Here is a 15887-nt window from a genome sequence, read left to right as displayed (position 1 = left end):
GTCGCCCCGATCGCGACGGTGAGCGGGATCGCCGGGTGGCCGACGACCCGCTCACAGGTCATGCGATGGAGTGGTTTTCGCCTGGCTCAGCCCCTGGGACCGGGGGCGACTCCGGAACCGAGATCGTCGGGGATCTCGTCGAGCTCGGGGGTCGAGGAGGTCCCGACCTCGGCTTCGACCTTGGCTTCGGCTTCGGCTTCGGCTTCGGCCCGGGTGTCGGTCTCGGCCCGGGTGTCGGTCTCGGCCCGGGTGTCAGCCTCGGCCGGCAGCGAGTCCGGCGGACCTGTCGGAGTGCCGTCGGGGATGTGGTCCGCGGCCGGGGTGCTGTTCGCCTGATCGGCGCCGCCCTGTCCCTGGGTGCGTGCCTCGGCTGCGATCGAGGGACCGTCGACGCCGCCTTCGCGGGCCGTCTCGGCCACGGCGGTGCCGAACTTGGCAGCCTCCGGGGTGGTGACGGTGTCCGCATCAGCCGGCCCGGCGGGGGTCTCGACCTCGACCTCGGCCTCGGCCTCGACGTCAGCCTCGATCGTGGACTCTGCCTGGGTGGGCAGGACCCCGGCGGCTCCTGCGGCGGCGCCGGTGACGGCCACGGCGCCGGTGACCGCGGCGATCTTGGTGGTCAGGGCGAGCCCTGCGAGGAATTCGGTGATCATCATGAGGTGTCTCCAGTTCGGTAGCCCGGATGCCTCGGGGAGGCCCGTGGCGTTGCTTGCCGTCATCGCTGACGGGTTGCCTGTTCGGCTTGGAAGGAGCGATCGGAGTGATCCACTCAACAGGGGGAACGCACCGGGGACCGCCGGCGTTACCGATTCCTGAAGGACGTGATGAGTTCTCTCGCGCCCCCTGAGATCGCCACGGCGGGCGTCTCGGGCTGCTGGCAACTAGGTTGAGCGAGGTGCTCGACCATGTGTCGATCCAGTGCGCCGACGTGCCGGTCAGCTCCGAGTTCTACGACGCGGTGCTGGCGCCGCTGGGCGTCTCCAGGGTCTTGGACTTCGGCGCGGTGATCGGGTACGGCATCGGCGCCAAGCCCAGCTTCTGGCTGGGCCCCCTGGTCGACCAGGGCACCAACCGGCCGATCCACATCGCCTTCGCCGCTGCCGACCGCGAGGCGGTGCGGACCTTCTTCGGAGCAGCGGTCGTGGCGGGCGCCGAGGTGCTGCACAACCCCAGGGTGTGGCCCGAGTACCACCCCGGCTACTACGCCGCGTTCGTGCGCGACCCCGACGGTCACAACATCGAAGCCGTTTGTCACGACCTGCCCTGACTGCCCCCGGTACGGTCTGGCCATGCGCTTCATCTTCTGGACCAACAACGGACAGCCGTGGGACGACATCCTCGCCGGCGCCCGCCACGCCGAGGCCACCGGGTGGGACGGCGTGTACGTGGTCGATCATTTCATGCCCAACGCCGAGGACACCTCCGGTCCGATGCACGAGGGCTGGACGCTGGTGAGCGCGCTGGCTGCCCTGGTGCCCCGGGTCGACATCGGGGTGCTGGTCACCGGCAACACCTACCGGCACCCGGCGGTGCTGGCCAAGATGGCCGCCACCGCCGACCACGTCAGCGGTGGTCGCATCGTCCTCGGTCTCGGGGCCGGCTGGCAGGAGAACGAGCACCGGGCCTACGGCATCGAGTTCTCGACGGTGAAGGGTCGCCTCGACCGCCTCGACGAGGCCTGCGAGGTCATCACCTCGCTGTTCGCCAACCCCACCACGACCTTCTCGGGCGCGCACTACCAGTTGGTCGACGCGCCGCTCGAGCCCAAGCCGGTGCGCTCCCCGCTACCGCTGCTGATCGGCGGAGGAGGCGAGAAGCGCACCATGCGCATCGCGGCGAAGTACGCCAACCGCTGGAACGTGTGGGGCACCCCCGACACCCTCCGGCACAAGAACGCGGTGCTCGATCGCCACTGCGAGGACCTCGGGCGCGACCCCTCCGAGATCACCCGGTCGGCTCAGGGGCTGCTGTTCGTGATGGACGACGAGGCGTCGGCGGCCAGGATGCGCGAACGTGACATCGGCCGGGCGGCGCTCGTCGGCACCCCGGACCAGCTGGTGGAGATCGTGGCTGACTACCGCGACGCCGGGGTCGACGAGCTGATCGTCCCCGACTTCACCCTCCCCGCGGGGGTGGCAAAGCACGAGGTGATGGACCGCTTCATCGAGACGGTCGGCCCGGCCCTGCGGGGATGACCCCGAACGTCAGGGCTCGCCGTGGGCGCCGACCCAGGTGCGCACGAACAGGTGCCAGCCCAGCCAGGCCCACGCCGCCAGCAGGGCCCAGCGAGCCCAGCGACGCTGGCGGAAGGCCGAGACCAGCGTCGCGAAGCGCGGGAGGTCGTGGCGGAGGGCGGTGAACGCGGTCCAGCCGAAGAACAGGGTCCACAGCACCACCCAGATCACCAGGTTGGTGGTTCGGTCGGCGGGTGGCAGTCCCCGCATCATCGATGGTGCTTCCTCGGACCTGCCCCGACGAGGTAGATGCCGAGGCCGATCCACCCCGCGATCGCGGCGGCCCGCACCGGCCATGTCCCGAAGGCGATCGAGGCCAGCGAGCTGAGGGTCGGATAGGGCTCGCGGGGATTGGACTGGAACTGGGCCAGCTGGAACAAGCCGATGGCGGCGATCAGCACCGACCCAGATCGCCGAGAGCCTGGTTCCAGCGACGACCGTGGGGCTCGGAGCCGCGCGCCGGTCGGTCCCCGCCGGTGCCAGCCGGCACGCACCGCGATGGCGGCGATCGCGAGGATGCCGAGACCGATCGCCACCTCGGAGGGGCGGGTGAACGGTTCGATCCGGGCGACGACGACGCTGTAGGCGACCACACCGACGATGGCAGTGGTCGTGGCCGGCGCCATCGCGGGAGGATCTCGGCGCATCGGTTGCTCGGCGTGGTCCACCAGAGTCCGCCCTCGTGTCTGGTCCGAATTGGGCGATCAGCCCCGATGCTCCTCCGAGCGCGGGTCGTGACGATGTTCGCGCTCGGCGGTGGCCACGTGCTGCTTCACCGAGAGGAAGCTGTCGGGGGTGACCGACATCGAGTCGATGCCGGCCTCGACGAGGAACTCGGCGAACTCGGGGTGGTCGCTCGGGGCCTGGCCACACAACCCGACCGGCTTGCCCCTGGCGTGGCCACCGTCGATGATCATCTCGATCGCCTTGCGCACCGCGGGGTCGAACTCGTCGAACTCGCTGCCGAGGATGTCGGAGTCGCGGTCGACTCCGAGCACGAGCTGGGTGAGATCGTTGGACCCGATCGAGAACCCGTCGAAGTGGGCGGCGAACTCCTCGGCCAGCAGTGCGTTCGCGGGGATCTCGGCCATGACGTAGATCTCGAGGCCGTGGGCGCCCCGGATCAGGTCGTGCTCGGCGAGGGTGGCGAGCACGGCGTCGGCTTCGGTCAAGGTCCGACAGAAGGGGATCATCACGACGATGTTGTCCATCCCGATGGTCTCGCGGGCGAGGCGGATGGCCTGGCACTCGAGGGCGAACCCGTCGCGGTAGTTGTCGTGGTAGTAGCGGCTGGCGCCCCGCCACCCGATCATGGGGTTCTCCTCGTGGGGCTCGAAGGCGCGCCCACCGACCAGCTCGGCGTACTCGTTGGTCTTGAAGTCGCTCATCCGCACGATCACCTTGCGGGGGTGCTGCGACGCGGCGATCGAGGCCAGCCCGCGGGCGAGCGTCTCGACGAAGTAGGTCGTGGGGTCGGGGAACCCGCGCACCAGTTCGTCGATGCGGGCCCGGTCGTCGTCGGACTCGACCCGGTCCGGGTGCAGGAGTGCGAGAGGGTGGGCCTGGACGTGCTGGCCGATGACGAACTCCATGCGGGCCAGGCCGATGCCGTCGGCGGGCAGCTGCCACCAGCGCAGCGCCCCGTCGGGCTCGGCCAGGTTGAGCATGACCTTGGTGTGGGTCTCGGGGATGTCGGTGAGATCGTGGTCGACGACGTCGTAGTCGAGCTCGCCCTCGTAGACCTTGCCGGTGCTGCCCTCGGCACAGGACACGGTGACGACGCCGGCACCCTTGAGCCGCTCGGTCGCGTCGCCGGTGCCGATCACCGCGGTGACGCCCAGCTCGCGGGAGACGATGGCGGCGTGGGAGGTGCGACCACCGTGGTCGGTGACGATGGCGCCGGCGCGCTTCATGATCGGCACCCAGTCGGGGTCGGTCATGCCGGTGACCAGGACGCCGCCGTCGGGCAGCTTGTCGCCGTCGGCGGGGGAGTCGATGACGGTGACCTCGCCGCTACCGATCGACTGGCCGATGGCCTCCCCGGTGACCAGGGGCTCGGGGTGCTCGTGGATGCGGTAGGTGTGGATGCTGGAGGTCTGGCGGGAGGCGGCGACGGTCTCGGGACGGGCCTGGACGATGAACAGGTCGCCGTCGGGACCGTCCTTGGCCCACTCGATGTCCATGGGCCGGCCGTAGTGGTGCTCGATGGTGAGCGCGGCGTGGGCCAGCTCGATGATGGCGCGGTCGTCGAGCACGAACCGGGTCTGGTCGGCCTCGTCGGTGTCGACGGTCGCGGTGGGATCGGCGCCGGGATCGTCGCCCCCCTCCGCGTAGACGATCTTGGTCGACTTGGTGCCGAGCTTCTTGGAGATGATGGGGACGAGGCCGGGGCGGTCGGGGTCGTGGAGCAGGGGCTTGAACACCCGGTACTCGTCGGGGTCGACGAGGCCGCCGACGACCGACTCGCCGAGCCCGTAGGCGGCGTCGATGAGCACGGCGTCGGGGAAGCCGGTCTCGGTGTCGATGGTGAACATCACCCCGGCGCTGGCCTCGTCGGAGCGCACCATGCGCTGCACGCCGACCGACAGCGCGACCTCGAGGTGGTCGAACCCCTTCTCCTCGCGGTAGGCGATGGCCCGGTTGTTGAACAGCGATGCATAGCACCGACGGACCGCGTCGAGCAGCGCGTCGGGACCGCGGATGTTGAGGAAGGTGTCCTGCTGGCCGGCGAAGCTGGCGTCGGGCAGGTCTTCGGCGGTGGCGCTGGAGCGCACGGCGACGTCGAGGCCGTCGTGGCGTCCGGCGCGCTGGCTCAGCTCGCCGTAGTGGCTGGTGATCGCCTCGGCGAGCGGGCCGGGCAGCTCGGCCTTGAGGATCAGGTCGCGGATCTTCTTGCCGACGGTGGAGAGCCTGGTGCCGTCGCGGAAGCGGCCGATCTCCTTGGCGATCTTGTCGTCGAGATCGTTCGCGGTGAGAAAGGTGCGGTACGCGTCGGCGGTGGTGGCGAAGCCATCGGGCACCTTGACGCCCAGTTCGCCGAGCTCGCGGACCATCTCACCGAGCGAGGCGTTCTTGCCTCCGACCTCGGCGACGTCGTCGTTGGTCAGGTCCGCGAACCACCGGCACCACGTGGTGGACTTCGCGGCGGTGGTCATGGTGTCGACCCTACCCCTGTGCCGAGGACTCGAACCGGGGAGATGGTCGCTCCGTCGCGGGACCTTCGCCATGTCGCTCAGTCATCGTGGCGGGGGCAGCTCGACGCTAGGGCTGGGAGGGCCTCATTCGCTCGGACCGGGCCCAGGCGATGCGGTCGCGTCCCTGCTTCTTGGCGTCGTACATCGCCGCGTCGGCGCGCTGGACGAGCAGGTCGACGCTGTCGCCGGGAAGGCTCAGGGCCATGCCGATGCTGCAGTGCAGACCGATCGGTCCGTCCACGGTGCCGAGTCGGGTGGACCCGATCGCGTCGCGGATGCGCTCGGCGAGGCCTTCGACCTCGCCAGCATCGTCGGCGACCGCGCCGGCGACGAGGAACTCGTCACCACCGATACGGGCGACGACATCGGCCTCGCGCGTGGTCTCGCGAAGGGCATCGGCGACGAGGCGGAGGGCATCGTCGCCGGCGGCGTGGCCGTACTGGTCGTTGATGGGCTTGAACTCGTCGAGGTCGATGAACAGCGCCATGACCGCACCGTCGGAGCGCTCGGCGGCTGCCAGGTCGTGTCCGATCATCGTCAACGCAGCGGAGCGGTTGAACAGTCCCGTGAGGGCATCGTGGGTCGCCACCACCTCGAGCTCCCCTCGGCGTTTCTCGGCCTGGCGGATCGACGAGCGCAGCCGGTTGAGCGCAACCTGCAGGGCCTGGCCCGTGCGACCCGGGATGGGGTGGTCGAGCAACGGGTCCTCGGGTGCGTCGGCCAGAGTGGTGGCGTAGGTCTCCACGCTGGCGAGGGTGGCGGTCATCTCGTTGAACGCCACCGCGGTGTCGGCCAACTCGCGTGGCCCGCCGGTCTCGATCGGCTCGAGGTCGAACTGGCCAGCCCGGATCTGGCTTGCCGCCTCCTCGAGGCGCCGGACCGGACGGGTCATGTTCCTCGTGAGCAGAACCGCGCCGGCAAGCGAGAGGAGGGTGAGGACGCCGGCGGCGCCGACGCGCACCTGCAGACTGTTCGCGGCGTCGCGCTCCTGCTGGACGGTCTCCGTGCTCAGGTCCTGTGCCGCAGCCCGCACCAGGTCTCCGAGTCCCGCGGCCCAGACCTCGGCGTCGGCGAGTGACTGTTGGAAGGTGGCCGGGTCCTCCAGCACCAGCGACGGGCCGGAGACCAGTTCCTCCTCGACCTCCTCGAGGTCGCGACCGAAACGTCGGACGGCGGGGTCGCTCAGGTAGTCGTCCCAGACCTCGTTCGCAATGGGGCCGCGGACATCCTCAAGGGTCTCGACCGCCGCATGGTAGCGGGCACCTGCTGCGATCACCTGGATCTCAGTCGCGGGGTCGGACGTCTCGGTCTCGTACAGCTCGATCACCAACGACGCTTGCGTCATCCCCCACCGCTGGGCCGCGAAGGCCGCGCGCAGCGCACCGGCTCGGTTCTGGAGCGAACCGGTGACCTCCCCGGATCGCAGGTCGTCCTGGAGCTGGTCGAACTCGTCGGTCCACGCCTGGTCGACCGCGGCAGTGAGGTCGTCATAGATCGACACGACCTGGGAGCTCGAGGCGGTCCCCTCGTCGACCGCCTCGCGCACGTCGTGCAGGCGGGAGCGGTGGTCGGCCATCGCTGGAAGGCTGCGCAGGATGGCGCTCGTGTCGACAGCCGTTCGGGACGCCAGTAGCTCGGAGCGGTGGTCGGTCCCCGTGAAGTCGAGGAGCTCCTCCTCGTCGAAGCCGAGCTCGGTGGCGAAGACCAGCACGCCTGAGGTGGTTCGTTCGTTGACGAGCACCACCCTCGCGTCGGCGAGCGCGCCGAGGGTCGCGACACGCGCATCGACCCGTCGCGCGCTGTCTCGGGTGGTGAGGGCTTCGCTCGCCAAGACAGTCGCCATGGCGAGCATCCCGAGGGTGGGGAGGAGCACGACGAGCAGGATCAGGCTTCGGAGCCGGAGCCGCCGCGGGTGGCCTCCCCGAACTTGGTCATGGCGCGGTGATGGGTGCATCGAGGGCCTGACGGGAGATGGGAGCTTCTCGCAGTCTAGTGGGGCTCGAACCCTCGAGGAGGGTGCAGCGTAGGGCCCTGATCAGTGCTCATCGGGTTCGAGGGCGAGCGACGCCGAGTTCATGCAGAAGCGGTCGCCGGTGGGTCGGGGGCCGTCGGGGAACACGTGGCCGAGGTGGGAGTCACACCGCGCGCACCGGGCTTCGGTGCGGGTCATCCCGTGGCTGGTGTCGGTGTGGAGGGTGACCCGGTCGGGCGAGATCGGCTCCCAGAAGCTGGGCCAGCCCGAGCCCGAGTCGTATTTGGTGTCGGACCGGAAGAGCTCGAGGTCGCAGACGACGCAGCGGTAGGTGCCGGGCTCCTTGGTGTCCCAGTAGGCGCCGCTGAAGGCCCGTTCGGTGCCGGCGCGGCGTGCGACCTCGAACTGCTCGGGGGTGAGGCGGGCGCGCAGCTCGTCCTCGTCGACCGCGATGGGGGAGACCGTGTCGGTGGTGTCGTCGGTGGTGTCGTCGGTGGTGTTGTCGGCCATGGGTTCCATGCTGCCACCGGCGGGGTTCGGATCCTCCTGTTCGACCTGTGCTGTTCGATGCTTGATCGAACACTCGTTCGGAACTACGGTGGTGTCATTCGCCCGGGCAGCCGCTCGGGTGTCACACCCCCTCCGTAGGGTTCGTTCATCGGGTCATCGCACCACAGCTCTCACGGGAGACGTGCCGGCCCCACCAGACAGAGCACGCATCGCACGCATCGCACGACACACGGGAGAGACCGGTGGAACGAGACAAGGCACTGTCCATGGCCCTCGGCCAGATCGAGAAGCAGTTCGGCAAGGGCTCGGTCATGAAGATGGGCGAGAAGGGCACGATGGCGATCGAATCGATCCCCACCGGTTCCATCGCCCTCGACGTGGCCCTGGGGGTGGGGGGCCTCCCCCGAGGGCGCGTCACCGAGATCTACGGGCCCGAATCATCGGGCAAGTCCACCTTGGCCATGCACGTGGTGGCCGAGGCCCAGCGCAACGGCGGCATCTGCGCCTACATCGACGCCGAGCACGCCATGGACCCGGTCTATGCCCGCGCCATCGGGGTCGATGTCGACGAGCTGTTGATCTCCCAGCCCGACACCGGCGAGCAGGCCCTCGAGATCGCCGACATGTTGGTGCGCTCGGGAGCGCTCGACGTGGTGGTCATCGACTCGGTCGCCGCGCTCACCCCCAAGGCCGAGATCGAAGGCGAGATGGGCGACAGCCACGTCGGTCTGCAGGCCCGGCTCATGTCCCAGGCGCTGCGCAAGCTCACCGCCAACCTCAACCGGTCCCACACCATCTGCATCTTCATCAACCAGCTCCGCGAGAAGATCGGGGTGATGTTCGGGTGCTTCGACTACCACACCCGGGTCACCCTGGCCGACGGCACCCAGGAGAAGATCGGCAAGATCGTCAACCAGAAGCTCCCGGTCGAGGTCCTGTCCTATGACCCCGAGCTCGATGCCGTGGTGCCCAAGCGGGTCACCAACTGGTTCGACAACGGACGCACCGACGAGTTCCTCCGGTTCACCGTCGCCAAGCCGTCGGGCAACGGGCGATCACAGTTCGCCTGCACCCCCAACCACCTCATCCGCACACCCGGCGGGTGGCGGGAGGCCCAGGAGCTGGCGCCGGGCGACCGGGTCATGCAGACGGTCTCCGAGCGGTTGTCCGACTTCCAGTGGCAGGTCGTGCTCGGGGGGTTGATGGGCGACGGAGCCCTGTCGCCGAGCCGCAGCGGCCACGCCGCTCGCTTTCGATGGGGCCACGGGGCTGCTCAGGCCCCCTACTCCGACTGGAAGGCCGAGCTGTTCGCCAACATCGGCACCAGCCGCACCGCCAACGCCAAGGGCGCGGTGTTCCACGACCTGTCGCCGCTTCCCGAGCTGGCCGAGCTGCGCGACGCCACCTATGTGGGCGGCCGCAAGGTGCTCAGCGACGACTACCTCAAGGGCCTCACGCCGCTGTCGCTGGCCATCTGGTACATGGACGACGGTGGCTTCAGCCTGCGGCCCAAGGGGCTGCAGGCCCGCACCCACGGCGGCAGTGGGCGCTCGGAGATCTGCGTCCAGGCCATCGAGGCAGGGTCTCGTCGGCGTCTGGTCGAGTACCTGGCCGACACCTGGGACCTGCACCCGACGCTGAGCTCGCGTGGGACCCGGGGCCAGGCGGTGCTCACCTTCTCCAAGGACGAGACGGCCAAGCTGCACGCGCTGATCGCCCCGTTCGTGCATCCCTCGATGCAGCACAAGCTGCTGCCCGCCTACCAGGGCCGTTTCGAGGTCGAGCCGGTCTTCGCCGACCAGCGCCAGGTGCTCATGCCCCTGCCGGTCATCGACATCACCACCGGCCCACCACACGGTGGAGCCACCCACCGCTTCGACATCGAGGTCGACGGCACCCACAACTACTTCGTCGACGGCACCATGGTGCACAACTCACCCGAGACCACTCCAGGTGGGCGGGCGCTGAAGTTCTACTCGTCGATCCGCATCGACATCCGCCGCATCGAGTCGATCAAGGACGGCGTCGAGGTGGTGGGCAACCGCACCCGGTGCAAGGTCGTGAAGAACAAGTGCGTCGCCGCGGGTACCACGGTGTTCGATCCGGTCAGCGGGCTCACCCAGCGGATTGAAGACATCGTCGAACACGAGCAGGGAGGCCACGTTGTGGCTGCCGACAAAGTCGGTGGGCTCCACGTCCGTCCCATCACCCAGCGGTTCGACCAAGGTGAGGCGGAGACGATCGGCCTGCACCTTCGTGACGGCACCGAGCTGTGGGTCACACCCGACCACAAGGTCATGACCGACCGCGGCTGGGTCGAGGCCGGCGAGCTCGACACGGGTGATCGCCTCGCCCGCCCTCGCACCTTCCTCGGCTTCGGCGACGTCGAACCAGTCCCGGTCGACCATGCCCGCCTGCTGGGGTACCTCATCGGTGATGGCTATGTCGGTGGCAAGACCCCGATCTCCTTCGTCAACACCGATGCCGAGTACATCGAGGACGTGAGCGACATCGCCCGGTCCCTCGGCTGCGAGGTGCATCAGCGGGGCCGTGGCTACGACTACGCCCTCTCGCACCGTCCAGGCGAACAGAATGGCGTACTCGCTCTCGTCCGTTGGGCAGGGATCCATGGCCACCTTGCATCCGAGAAGCGCATCCCGGCGTCCTTCTTCGCTCCCGAGGTGTCCTCGGAGGTCGTTGCCAATCTCATCTTCGGGCTGTGGGCCAGTGATGGCTATGTCACCCGAGAGCAGACCGGTGGAATCCGCATCGGGTTCACCACCACATCCGAACAGCTCGCCCATCAGATCCACTGGCAGTTGTTGCGGTGGGGCATCGGCAGCTCGGTCCGCTCCTACGATCCGAGCGCCCGGCGCCCGAGTCTGGTGGAGGGACGCCGGATCCAGGCCAAGCAGGTCGTGTGGGAGGTACGTATCTCGGGCATCGAGAACGTCGAGCGCTACGCCGAGGTCATCCCCATGTGGGGCCGCAAGGGCGAGGCAGTGAGCGCTGCGTTGGCCGAGGCAGGCGAGGGCCGACACCGCGGCTCCCAGCGCAACTATCTGCCTGTGGCAGTGACCGAGCCGGTGCTGGCCTATCTGCGAGGTCGGGGGATGGCCCCCGCAGAGGCAGCGGCATTGGTGGGTCCTGGGGCAGGGGACCCGAGGGGCGGGCTCAAGCAGGTGCTCGGAACGAGCCGCTTGCGTCGCGACCGCGTCCGAGCACTCGCCGATGCGCTCGAAAGCTCCTTCCTGGATGAGATCCTCGCTGAGCAGGTCTGGTTCGACCAGATCGTCGAGGTCTCACCCGCCGAGTGGCGTCCGATCTATGACGTCGAGGTCGACGAGCACCACACCTTCGTGGCCAACGACATCGTGGTGTCGAACTGCGCCCCGCCGTTCAAGCAAGCGGAGTTCGACATCATGTATGGCCAGGGCATCAGCCGCGAGGGATCGGTCCTCGACCTCGGTGTCGACCTCGGCATCGTGAAGAAGGCGGGGGCTTGGTACACCTACGAGGGCGAACAGCTCGGCCAGGGTCGCGAGAACGCCAAGGGGTTCCTGCACGACAACCCCGAGATCATGGTCGAGATCTCCGAGCGGGTCCGGACCCAGGTCGGCATCGGCGTCGACGCCGAGGCCGAGGCCGAGGGCGACGGCGAGGATGCCGCCGGGGTCGAGGCCATGACCGACGCCGACGACGAGCCCATCACCCTCGATGACTGAGTCCGCCACAGCGCCCCCGAGCGCAGCCGACCAGTAGATCGCCCTCGCCCGTCCGGGTTCGGGGCTACGCCGCCGCCGGCCGTGTGCGTGTCACCGGTCGGCGGTGCCGCGTCCGGATCTACGCTGGGGCCATGTCCGATCTGCCACGCATGGACGGCCGCACGGTGATGATCACCGGCGCCAACTCGGGCATCGGCAAGGAGGCCGCCGTCCAGCTCGTCGAGCTGGGCGCCGAGGTGGTCATCACCGCGCGAGATCTGGCCAAGGGTGCGCTCGCCGTCGAGGAGGTCGCCCGGCGCGGCGGAGCGCGCCCGCACCTGGTGCAGCTCGATCTGGGCGACCTCGACTCGGTGAGGCGGTGCGCTGCCGAGGTGCTCGAGCGCGTCGAGCAGCTGCACGTGTTGGTGTGCAACGCCGGGCTGACCCTGTCGAAGCGATCCGAGACCACGCAGGGGTTCGAGTACCTGTTCGGGGTCAACCACCTGGGCCACTTCCTGCTGGTCGAGCTGCTCCGCCCTCGTCTGGTCGACTCGGCTCCCGCCCGCGTCGTCGTGGTCTCCTCGGACATGCACCGCTTCGCCTACCGCGGCCTGGCCTTCGACGACCTGCAGAGCACCCGCCGCTATTTCAGCTACGACGTCTACGCCAAGACCAAGCTTGCGAACATCCTGTTCACGCGGGAGCTGTCGAAGCGCCTGCAGGGCACGGGAGTGACCGTCAACGCCGTGCACCCTGGTCTGGTCAAGACCAACTTCGGTGGCGAGGGCGACACCCGGATCACCCAGCAGTTCGTCAGGATGCTCCCGCGGCCGTTCGCCGTCGACGCCGCGACCGGAGCCGACACCATCGTGTACCTGGCGGCAGCCGAGGAGATCGCCGACCTGACCGGCGGCTACTACGTCGATCGGCGACCGGCCACGCCGTCGCGGGCGGCCCGCGACGACGCTGCGGCCGCCCGCTTGTGGGAGGTCAGCGAGCAGCTCGTCACGGCGGGCGGTCGGCCAGATCGGCCCAGGGGTCCTAACCTGTCAGGGTGACCCGGTCCTATTCCATCCGCACCTACGGGTGCCAGATGAACGAGCACGACTCCGAACGCATCGCGGGCCTGCTCGAGGCCGACGGATTGGTGCCCGCGCCCAGCGAGGACGAGGCCGACGTCGTCGTGCTCAACACCTGCTGCATCCGCGAGAACGCCGACAACAAGCTCTACGGCAAGCTCGGCCACCTCAAGTCTCTGAAGGCAGAACGGCCCGATCTCGAGATCGTGGTCGGCGGATGCCTCGCTCAGAAGGACCAGCAGCTCATCCGCGAGCGCGCACCGCATGTCGATGTCGTGTTCGGCACCCACAACGTGAGCCGTGCCGCCGAGCTGTTGCGCGAGGCGCGCGAGCAGGGACCGGTCACCGAGATCCTCCAGCAGGCGGCCCTCGATGACGCCGACTCGTTCCCGTCGGCGTTGCCGGTCAAGCGCGAGGTCGACTATGCGGCGTGGGTCACCATCCAGATCGGTTGTGACAACACGTGCGCCTTCTGCATCGTCCCCTCGGTGCGCGGCGCCGAGGCGAGCCGCCCGTTCGGCGAGCTGGTGAGCGAGGTCGAGCAGTTGGCCGCCGACGGCGTGGTCGAGGTCACGCTGCTCGGCCAGAACGTCAACTCCTATGGTCGCGACCTCACCACCCGCCTGCGTACGGGCGATCCCGACCCCGTGGCCGATGCCGAGGTCGCGGGCCAGGAGTGGGCCGGAGACGATCGGCGGCGCCCGCGCCCCCTCTTCGCCGATCTCCTGCGTGCGGTCGGCGCGGTCGAGGGCATCTCCCGGGTCCGCTACACCAGTCCCCACCCCAAGGACCTGCGCCCCGAGACCATCACCGCCATGGCCGATACGCCCGCCGTGTGCGAGCACCTGCACCTGCCGCTGCAGTCGGGGTCCGACCGTGTCCTGGCCGCCATGCACCGCGGCTACACCGCCGATCGCTACCTCGAGAAGCTGGCCGCGGCCCGCGCCGGCGTCCCCGACCTGGCCGTCAGCACCGACATCATCGTCGGATTCCCAGGTGAGACCGAGGACGACTTCGAACGGACCCTCGAGGTCGCCGCCGCCGCCGACTACGACTCCGCCTACACCTTCATCTTCTCGCCGCGCGAAGGGACCGAGGCGGCGGCCATGGTCGACCAGTTCGTCGATCACGCGGTCTGTGTCGATCGCTTCGACCGGCTCCGCCACGTGGTCGAACGGTCGGCCATGCGCCGCAACCAGGACCGCATCGGCCGCGTCGAGGAGGTCATCGTCGAAGGGCCCTCCAAGCGCGATCGATCGGTGCTCACCGGCCGCACCCGCCAGAACAAGCTCGTCCACTTCCCGGCCGCGTCGCCGATGCGGGTCGGCACCATCGCCACCGTCGAGGTCACCGAGGCCGCGCCCCACCACCTGCGTGGGATCCTCCGCGAGGTGGTGGCCACTCCCCGCCATCGCACCCGCATCCCGGTCGCCGCCGGCTAGGGCCACATGGCCGCACCCGGAACCCTTCCTGAGGCGCTCGCCGACCTCGTCGGCGACGCCGAGGTCGTCCCCATCACCGGCGGTCGTTCCCCGGCGATCACCGCGTGGGTCCGCCGCCCCGACGCCACCTGGGTGCTCAAGGTGCAGGTGGCCGACGACCTCGAGACCTCCCTGGTCGGCGAAGCCGAGCGTGCAAGGTGGCTCGCTCGGCATCTGCCGGTGCCCGAGGTGGTCGCGTCGGGCAGCGATGGCGAGCACGAATGGCTCCTCACGACCGCGTTGGTGGGCAGCGATGCGACCCGGCCCGAGCACCAGATGGAGGTCGAGCGCCTTGTTCACGTTCTCGGCGAGGGCCTGCGCACCTTCCACGACCGGGCACCGGTCGACGACTGCCCCTTCGACGCGACGACACCCATCGCCCTCGAGCGAGCCCGGGCGCGGATGGAGGCGGGCCGGGTCGACGAGACCGATTTCGAGCCGCTCCATGCCGGATTGAGCTCCCACGAGCTGTTCCAGCTCATGATCGACTCGGTGCCCGGAGGCGACGACGACACGGTCGTGCTCCACGGCGACTACTGCGTGCCCAACGTGATCCTCGAGGACGGGGCCATCAGTGGCTATGTCGACCTCGGACGGGTCGGGGTGGGTGACCGTCACCGGGACCTGGGCATCGCCGCCAGGAGCATCGCCAACAACTTCGGCGGACACGCGGTCGGTCCCTTCCTCGACGCCTATGGGATCGATCAACCCGATCTCGCCCGGCTCGACTTCTTCGTCATGCTCGACGAGTTCTTCTAGTGCGATGAACCCGCAGCCGCTGGCGCTGGTCGGCACCACTGCGTCGGGCAAGTCCGGCCTGGCGCTGGCCATGGCCAGGGCGAGGCCCGACATCGAGCTGGTGTCGGTCGACTCGATGCAGGTCTATCGGGGGATGGACATCGGAACCGCGAAGCCCACCGTGGCCGAGCGGGCCGAGGTGCCCCACCACTGCATCGACCTCGTCGACCCGTGGGAGGAGTTCACCGTCGCCCAGTTCCAGCAGACGGTGCGATCCGGCATCGCCGACGTCGAGACGCGCGGGAAGCGACCGTTGCTGGTCGGGGGTACCGGGTTGTACCTGCGGGCGGTGATCGACGATCTCGAGATCCCCGGCCGGTTCCCCGGGGTTGCGTCCGAGCTCGACGCTGAGCCCGACACCGTGGCGCTGCACGCACGGCTCCGCGAGCTCGATCCGGTGGCTGCCGACCGCATGGAACCCACCAACCGGCGGCGGGTGCTGCGGGCGCTCGAGGTGACCCTCGGCAGCGGTCGGCCCTTCTCCTCCTACGGGCCCGGCCTGGAGGAGTACCCGCCGTGCCGGTTCCAGCTGGTGGGCATCCGCCTGCCCCGTTCGGTCATCGACGATCGGATCGTCAGGCGCTACCAGCACCAGCTCGAGGCGGGCTTCGTCGGTGAGGTGCAACGCCTGCTCGACGACCCTCGTGGCTGGTCGCCCACCGCGTCCCAGGCGCTCGGCTACAAGGAGCTGGCCGCCCACCTGCGGGGCGAGTGCACCCTCGACGAGGCGCTCGAGCTCGCCCTGCGGCGCACCCGTCGCTTCGCCCGACGCCAGGAACGGTGGTTCCGCCGCGATCCCCGCATCCGGTGGCTGGACACGATCGCCGACCCGGCGTCGTTGCTCGACCAGCTGCTGTCGATCTCAGACGGCGAGTGAACCCGATGGTGGAGTCGGGCCGCAACGGGCGAGACTGG

At 69.3% G+C, this 15887-nt stretch carries 13 protein-coding genes and 1 riboswitch; of the genes, 7 read left to right on the top strand and 6 right to left on the bottom strand.

From position 1 onward, the window contains the following. Window positions 1–86 precede the first annotated feature (86 nt). Complete coding sequence (locus U5K29_06010; GenBank protein MDZ7678086.1) at window positions 87–656, bottom strand: hypothetical protein; 570 nt, start codon at window positions 654–656, stop codon at window positions 87–89. A gap of 13 nt (window positions 657–669) precedes the next feature. Next, window positions 670–744: riboswitch (cyclic di-GMP riboswitch) on the bottom strand. 151 nt (window positions 745–895) lie between these two features. Between U5K29_06010 and U5K29_06005 the strand changes: the two genes are divergently transcribed. Beyond that, complete coding sequence (locus U5K29_06005; GenBank protein MDZ7678085.1) at window positions 896–1267, top strand: VOC family protein; 372 nt, start codon at window positions 896–898, stop codon at window positions 1265–1267. Window positions 1268–1289: 22 nt separating this feature from the next. Continuing rightward, the gene (locus U5K29_06000) at window positions 1290–2195 is read left to right on the top strand and encodes an LLM class F420-dependent oxidoreductase (GenBank protein MDZ7678084.1); all 906 of its coding nucleotides are present in this window, start codon (window positions 1290–1292) and stop codon (window positions 2193–2195) included. 9 nt (window positions 2196–2204) lie between these two features. On the opposite strand, the gene U5K29_05995 is transcribed toward U5K29_06000, so the two are convergent. The 5 genes from U5K29_05995 to msrB form a co-directional block, all read right to left on the bottom strand. Further along, complete coding sequence (locus tag U5K29_05995; GenBank protein ID MDZ7678083.1) at window positions 2205–2447, bottom strand: DUF6186 family protein; 243 nt, start codon at window positions 2445–2447, stop codon at window positions 2205–2207. Next, the gene (locus tag U5K29_05990; protein MDZ7678082.1) at window positions 2444–2860 is read right to left on the bottom strand and encodes a hypothetical protein; all 417 of its coding nucleotides are present in this window, start codon (window positions 2858–2860) and stop codon (window positions 2444–2446) included. The genes U5K29_05995 and U5K29_05990 overlap by 4 nt, the downstream gene beginning before the upstream one ends. Before the next feature lie 78 nt (window positions 2861–2938). Continuing rightward, window positions 2939–5389 carry a phosphoenolpyruvate synthase gene (ppsA, locus tag U5K29_05985; GenBank protein MDZ7678081.1) on the bottom strand — a complete coding sequence of 817 codons (2451 nt, stop codon included), beginning with the start codon at window positions 5387–5389 and terminating at the stop codon, window positions 2939–2941. Between the two features lie 106 nt (window positions 5390–5495). Beyond that, complete coding sequence (locus U5K29_05980; GenBank protein ID MDZ7678080.1) at window positions 5496–7301, bottom strand: sensor domain-containing diguanylate cyclase; 1806 nt, start codon at window positions 7299–7301, stop codon at window positions 5496–5498. A 162-nt stretch (window positions 7302–7463) separates the two neighbouring features. Continuing rightward, the gene (gene msrB / locus U5K29_05975) at window positions 7464–7910 is read right to left on the bottom strand and encodes a peptide-methionine (R)-S-oxide reductase MsrB (GenBank protein MDZ7678079.1); all 447 of its coding nucleotides are present in this window, start codon (window positions 7908–7910) and stop codon (window positions 7464–7466) included. 242 nt (window positions 7911–8152) lie between these two features. Here msrB and recA point away from each other — a divergent pair, with 242 nt between their 5' ends. The 5 genes from recA (at window position 8153) to miaA (ending at window position 15849) form a co-directional block, all read left to right on the top strand. After that, window positions 8153–11635: a recombinase RecA gene (gene recA / locus U5K29_05970; protein MDZ7678078.1), complete on the top strand. Its 3483-nt coding sequence runs from the start codon at window positions 8153–8155 to the stop codon at window positions 11633–11635. Between the two features lie 131 nt (window positions 11636–11766). Further along, window positions 11767–12672, top strand: a complete 906-nt coding sequence (locus tag U5K29_05965) for an SDR family oxidoreductase (GenBank protein ID MDZ7678077.1) — start codon at window positions 11767–11769, stop codon at window positions 12670–12672. Next, on the top strand, window positions 12669–14135 hold the full coding sequence (locus tag U5K29_05960; GenBank protein MDZ7678076.1) for a MiaB/RimO family radical SAM methylthiotransferase: 1467 nt from the start codon (window positions 12669–12671) through the stop codon (window positions 14133–14135). Before U5K29_05965 ends, U5K29_05960 begins: the two co-directional genes overlap by 4 nt. Window positions 14136–14141: 6 nt before the next feature. Further along, a complete protein-coding gene (locus tag U5K29_05955) occupies window positions 14142–14933 on the top strand; it encodes an APH(3') family aminoglycoside O-phosphotransferase (protein MDZ7678075.1) in 792 nt (263 codons plus the stop codon). A 4-nt stretch (window positions 14934–14937) separates the two neighbouring features. After that, a complete protein-coding gene (gene miaA / locus U5K29_05950) occupies window positions 14938–15849 on the top strand; it encodes a tRNA (adenosine(37)-N6)-dimethylallyltransferase MiaA (protein MDZ7678074.1) in 912 nt (303 codons plus the stop codon). Window positions 15850–15887: the final 38 nt, after the last annotated feature.

This window comes from Acidimicrobiales bacterium (genome assembly GCA_034521975.1).
Lineage (GTDB): Bacteria > Actinomycetota > Acidimicrobiia > Acidimicrobiales > SKKL01 > SKKL01.
The sequence above is the reverse complement of the archived record's forward strand: the minus strand, read 5'-3'. Positions and strand labels throughout refer to the sequence as shown.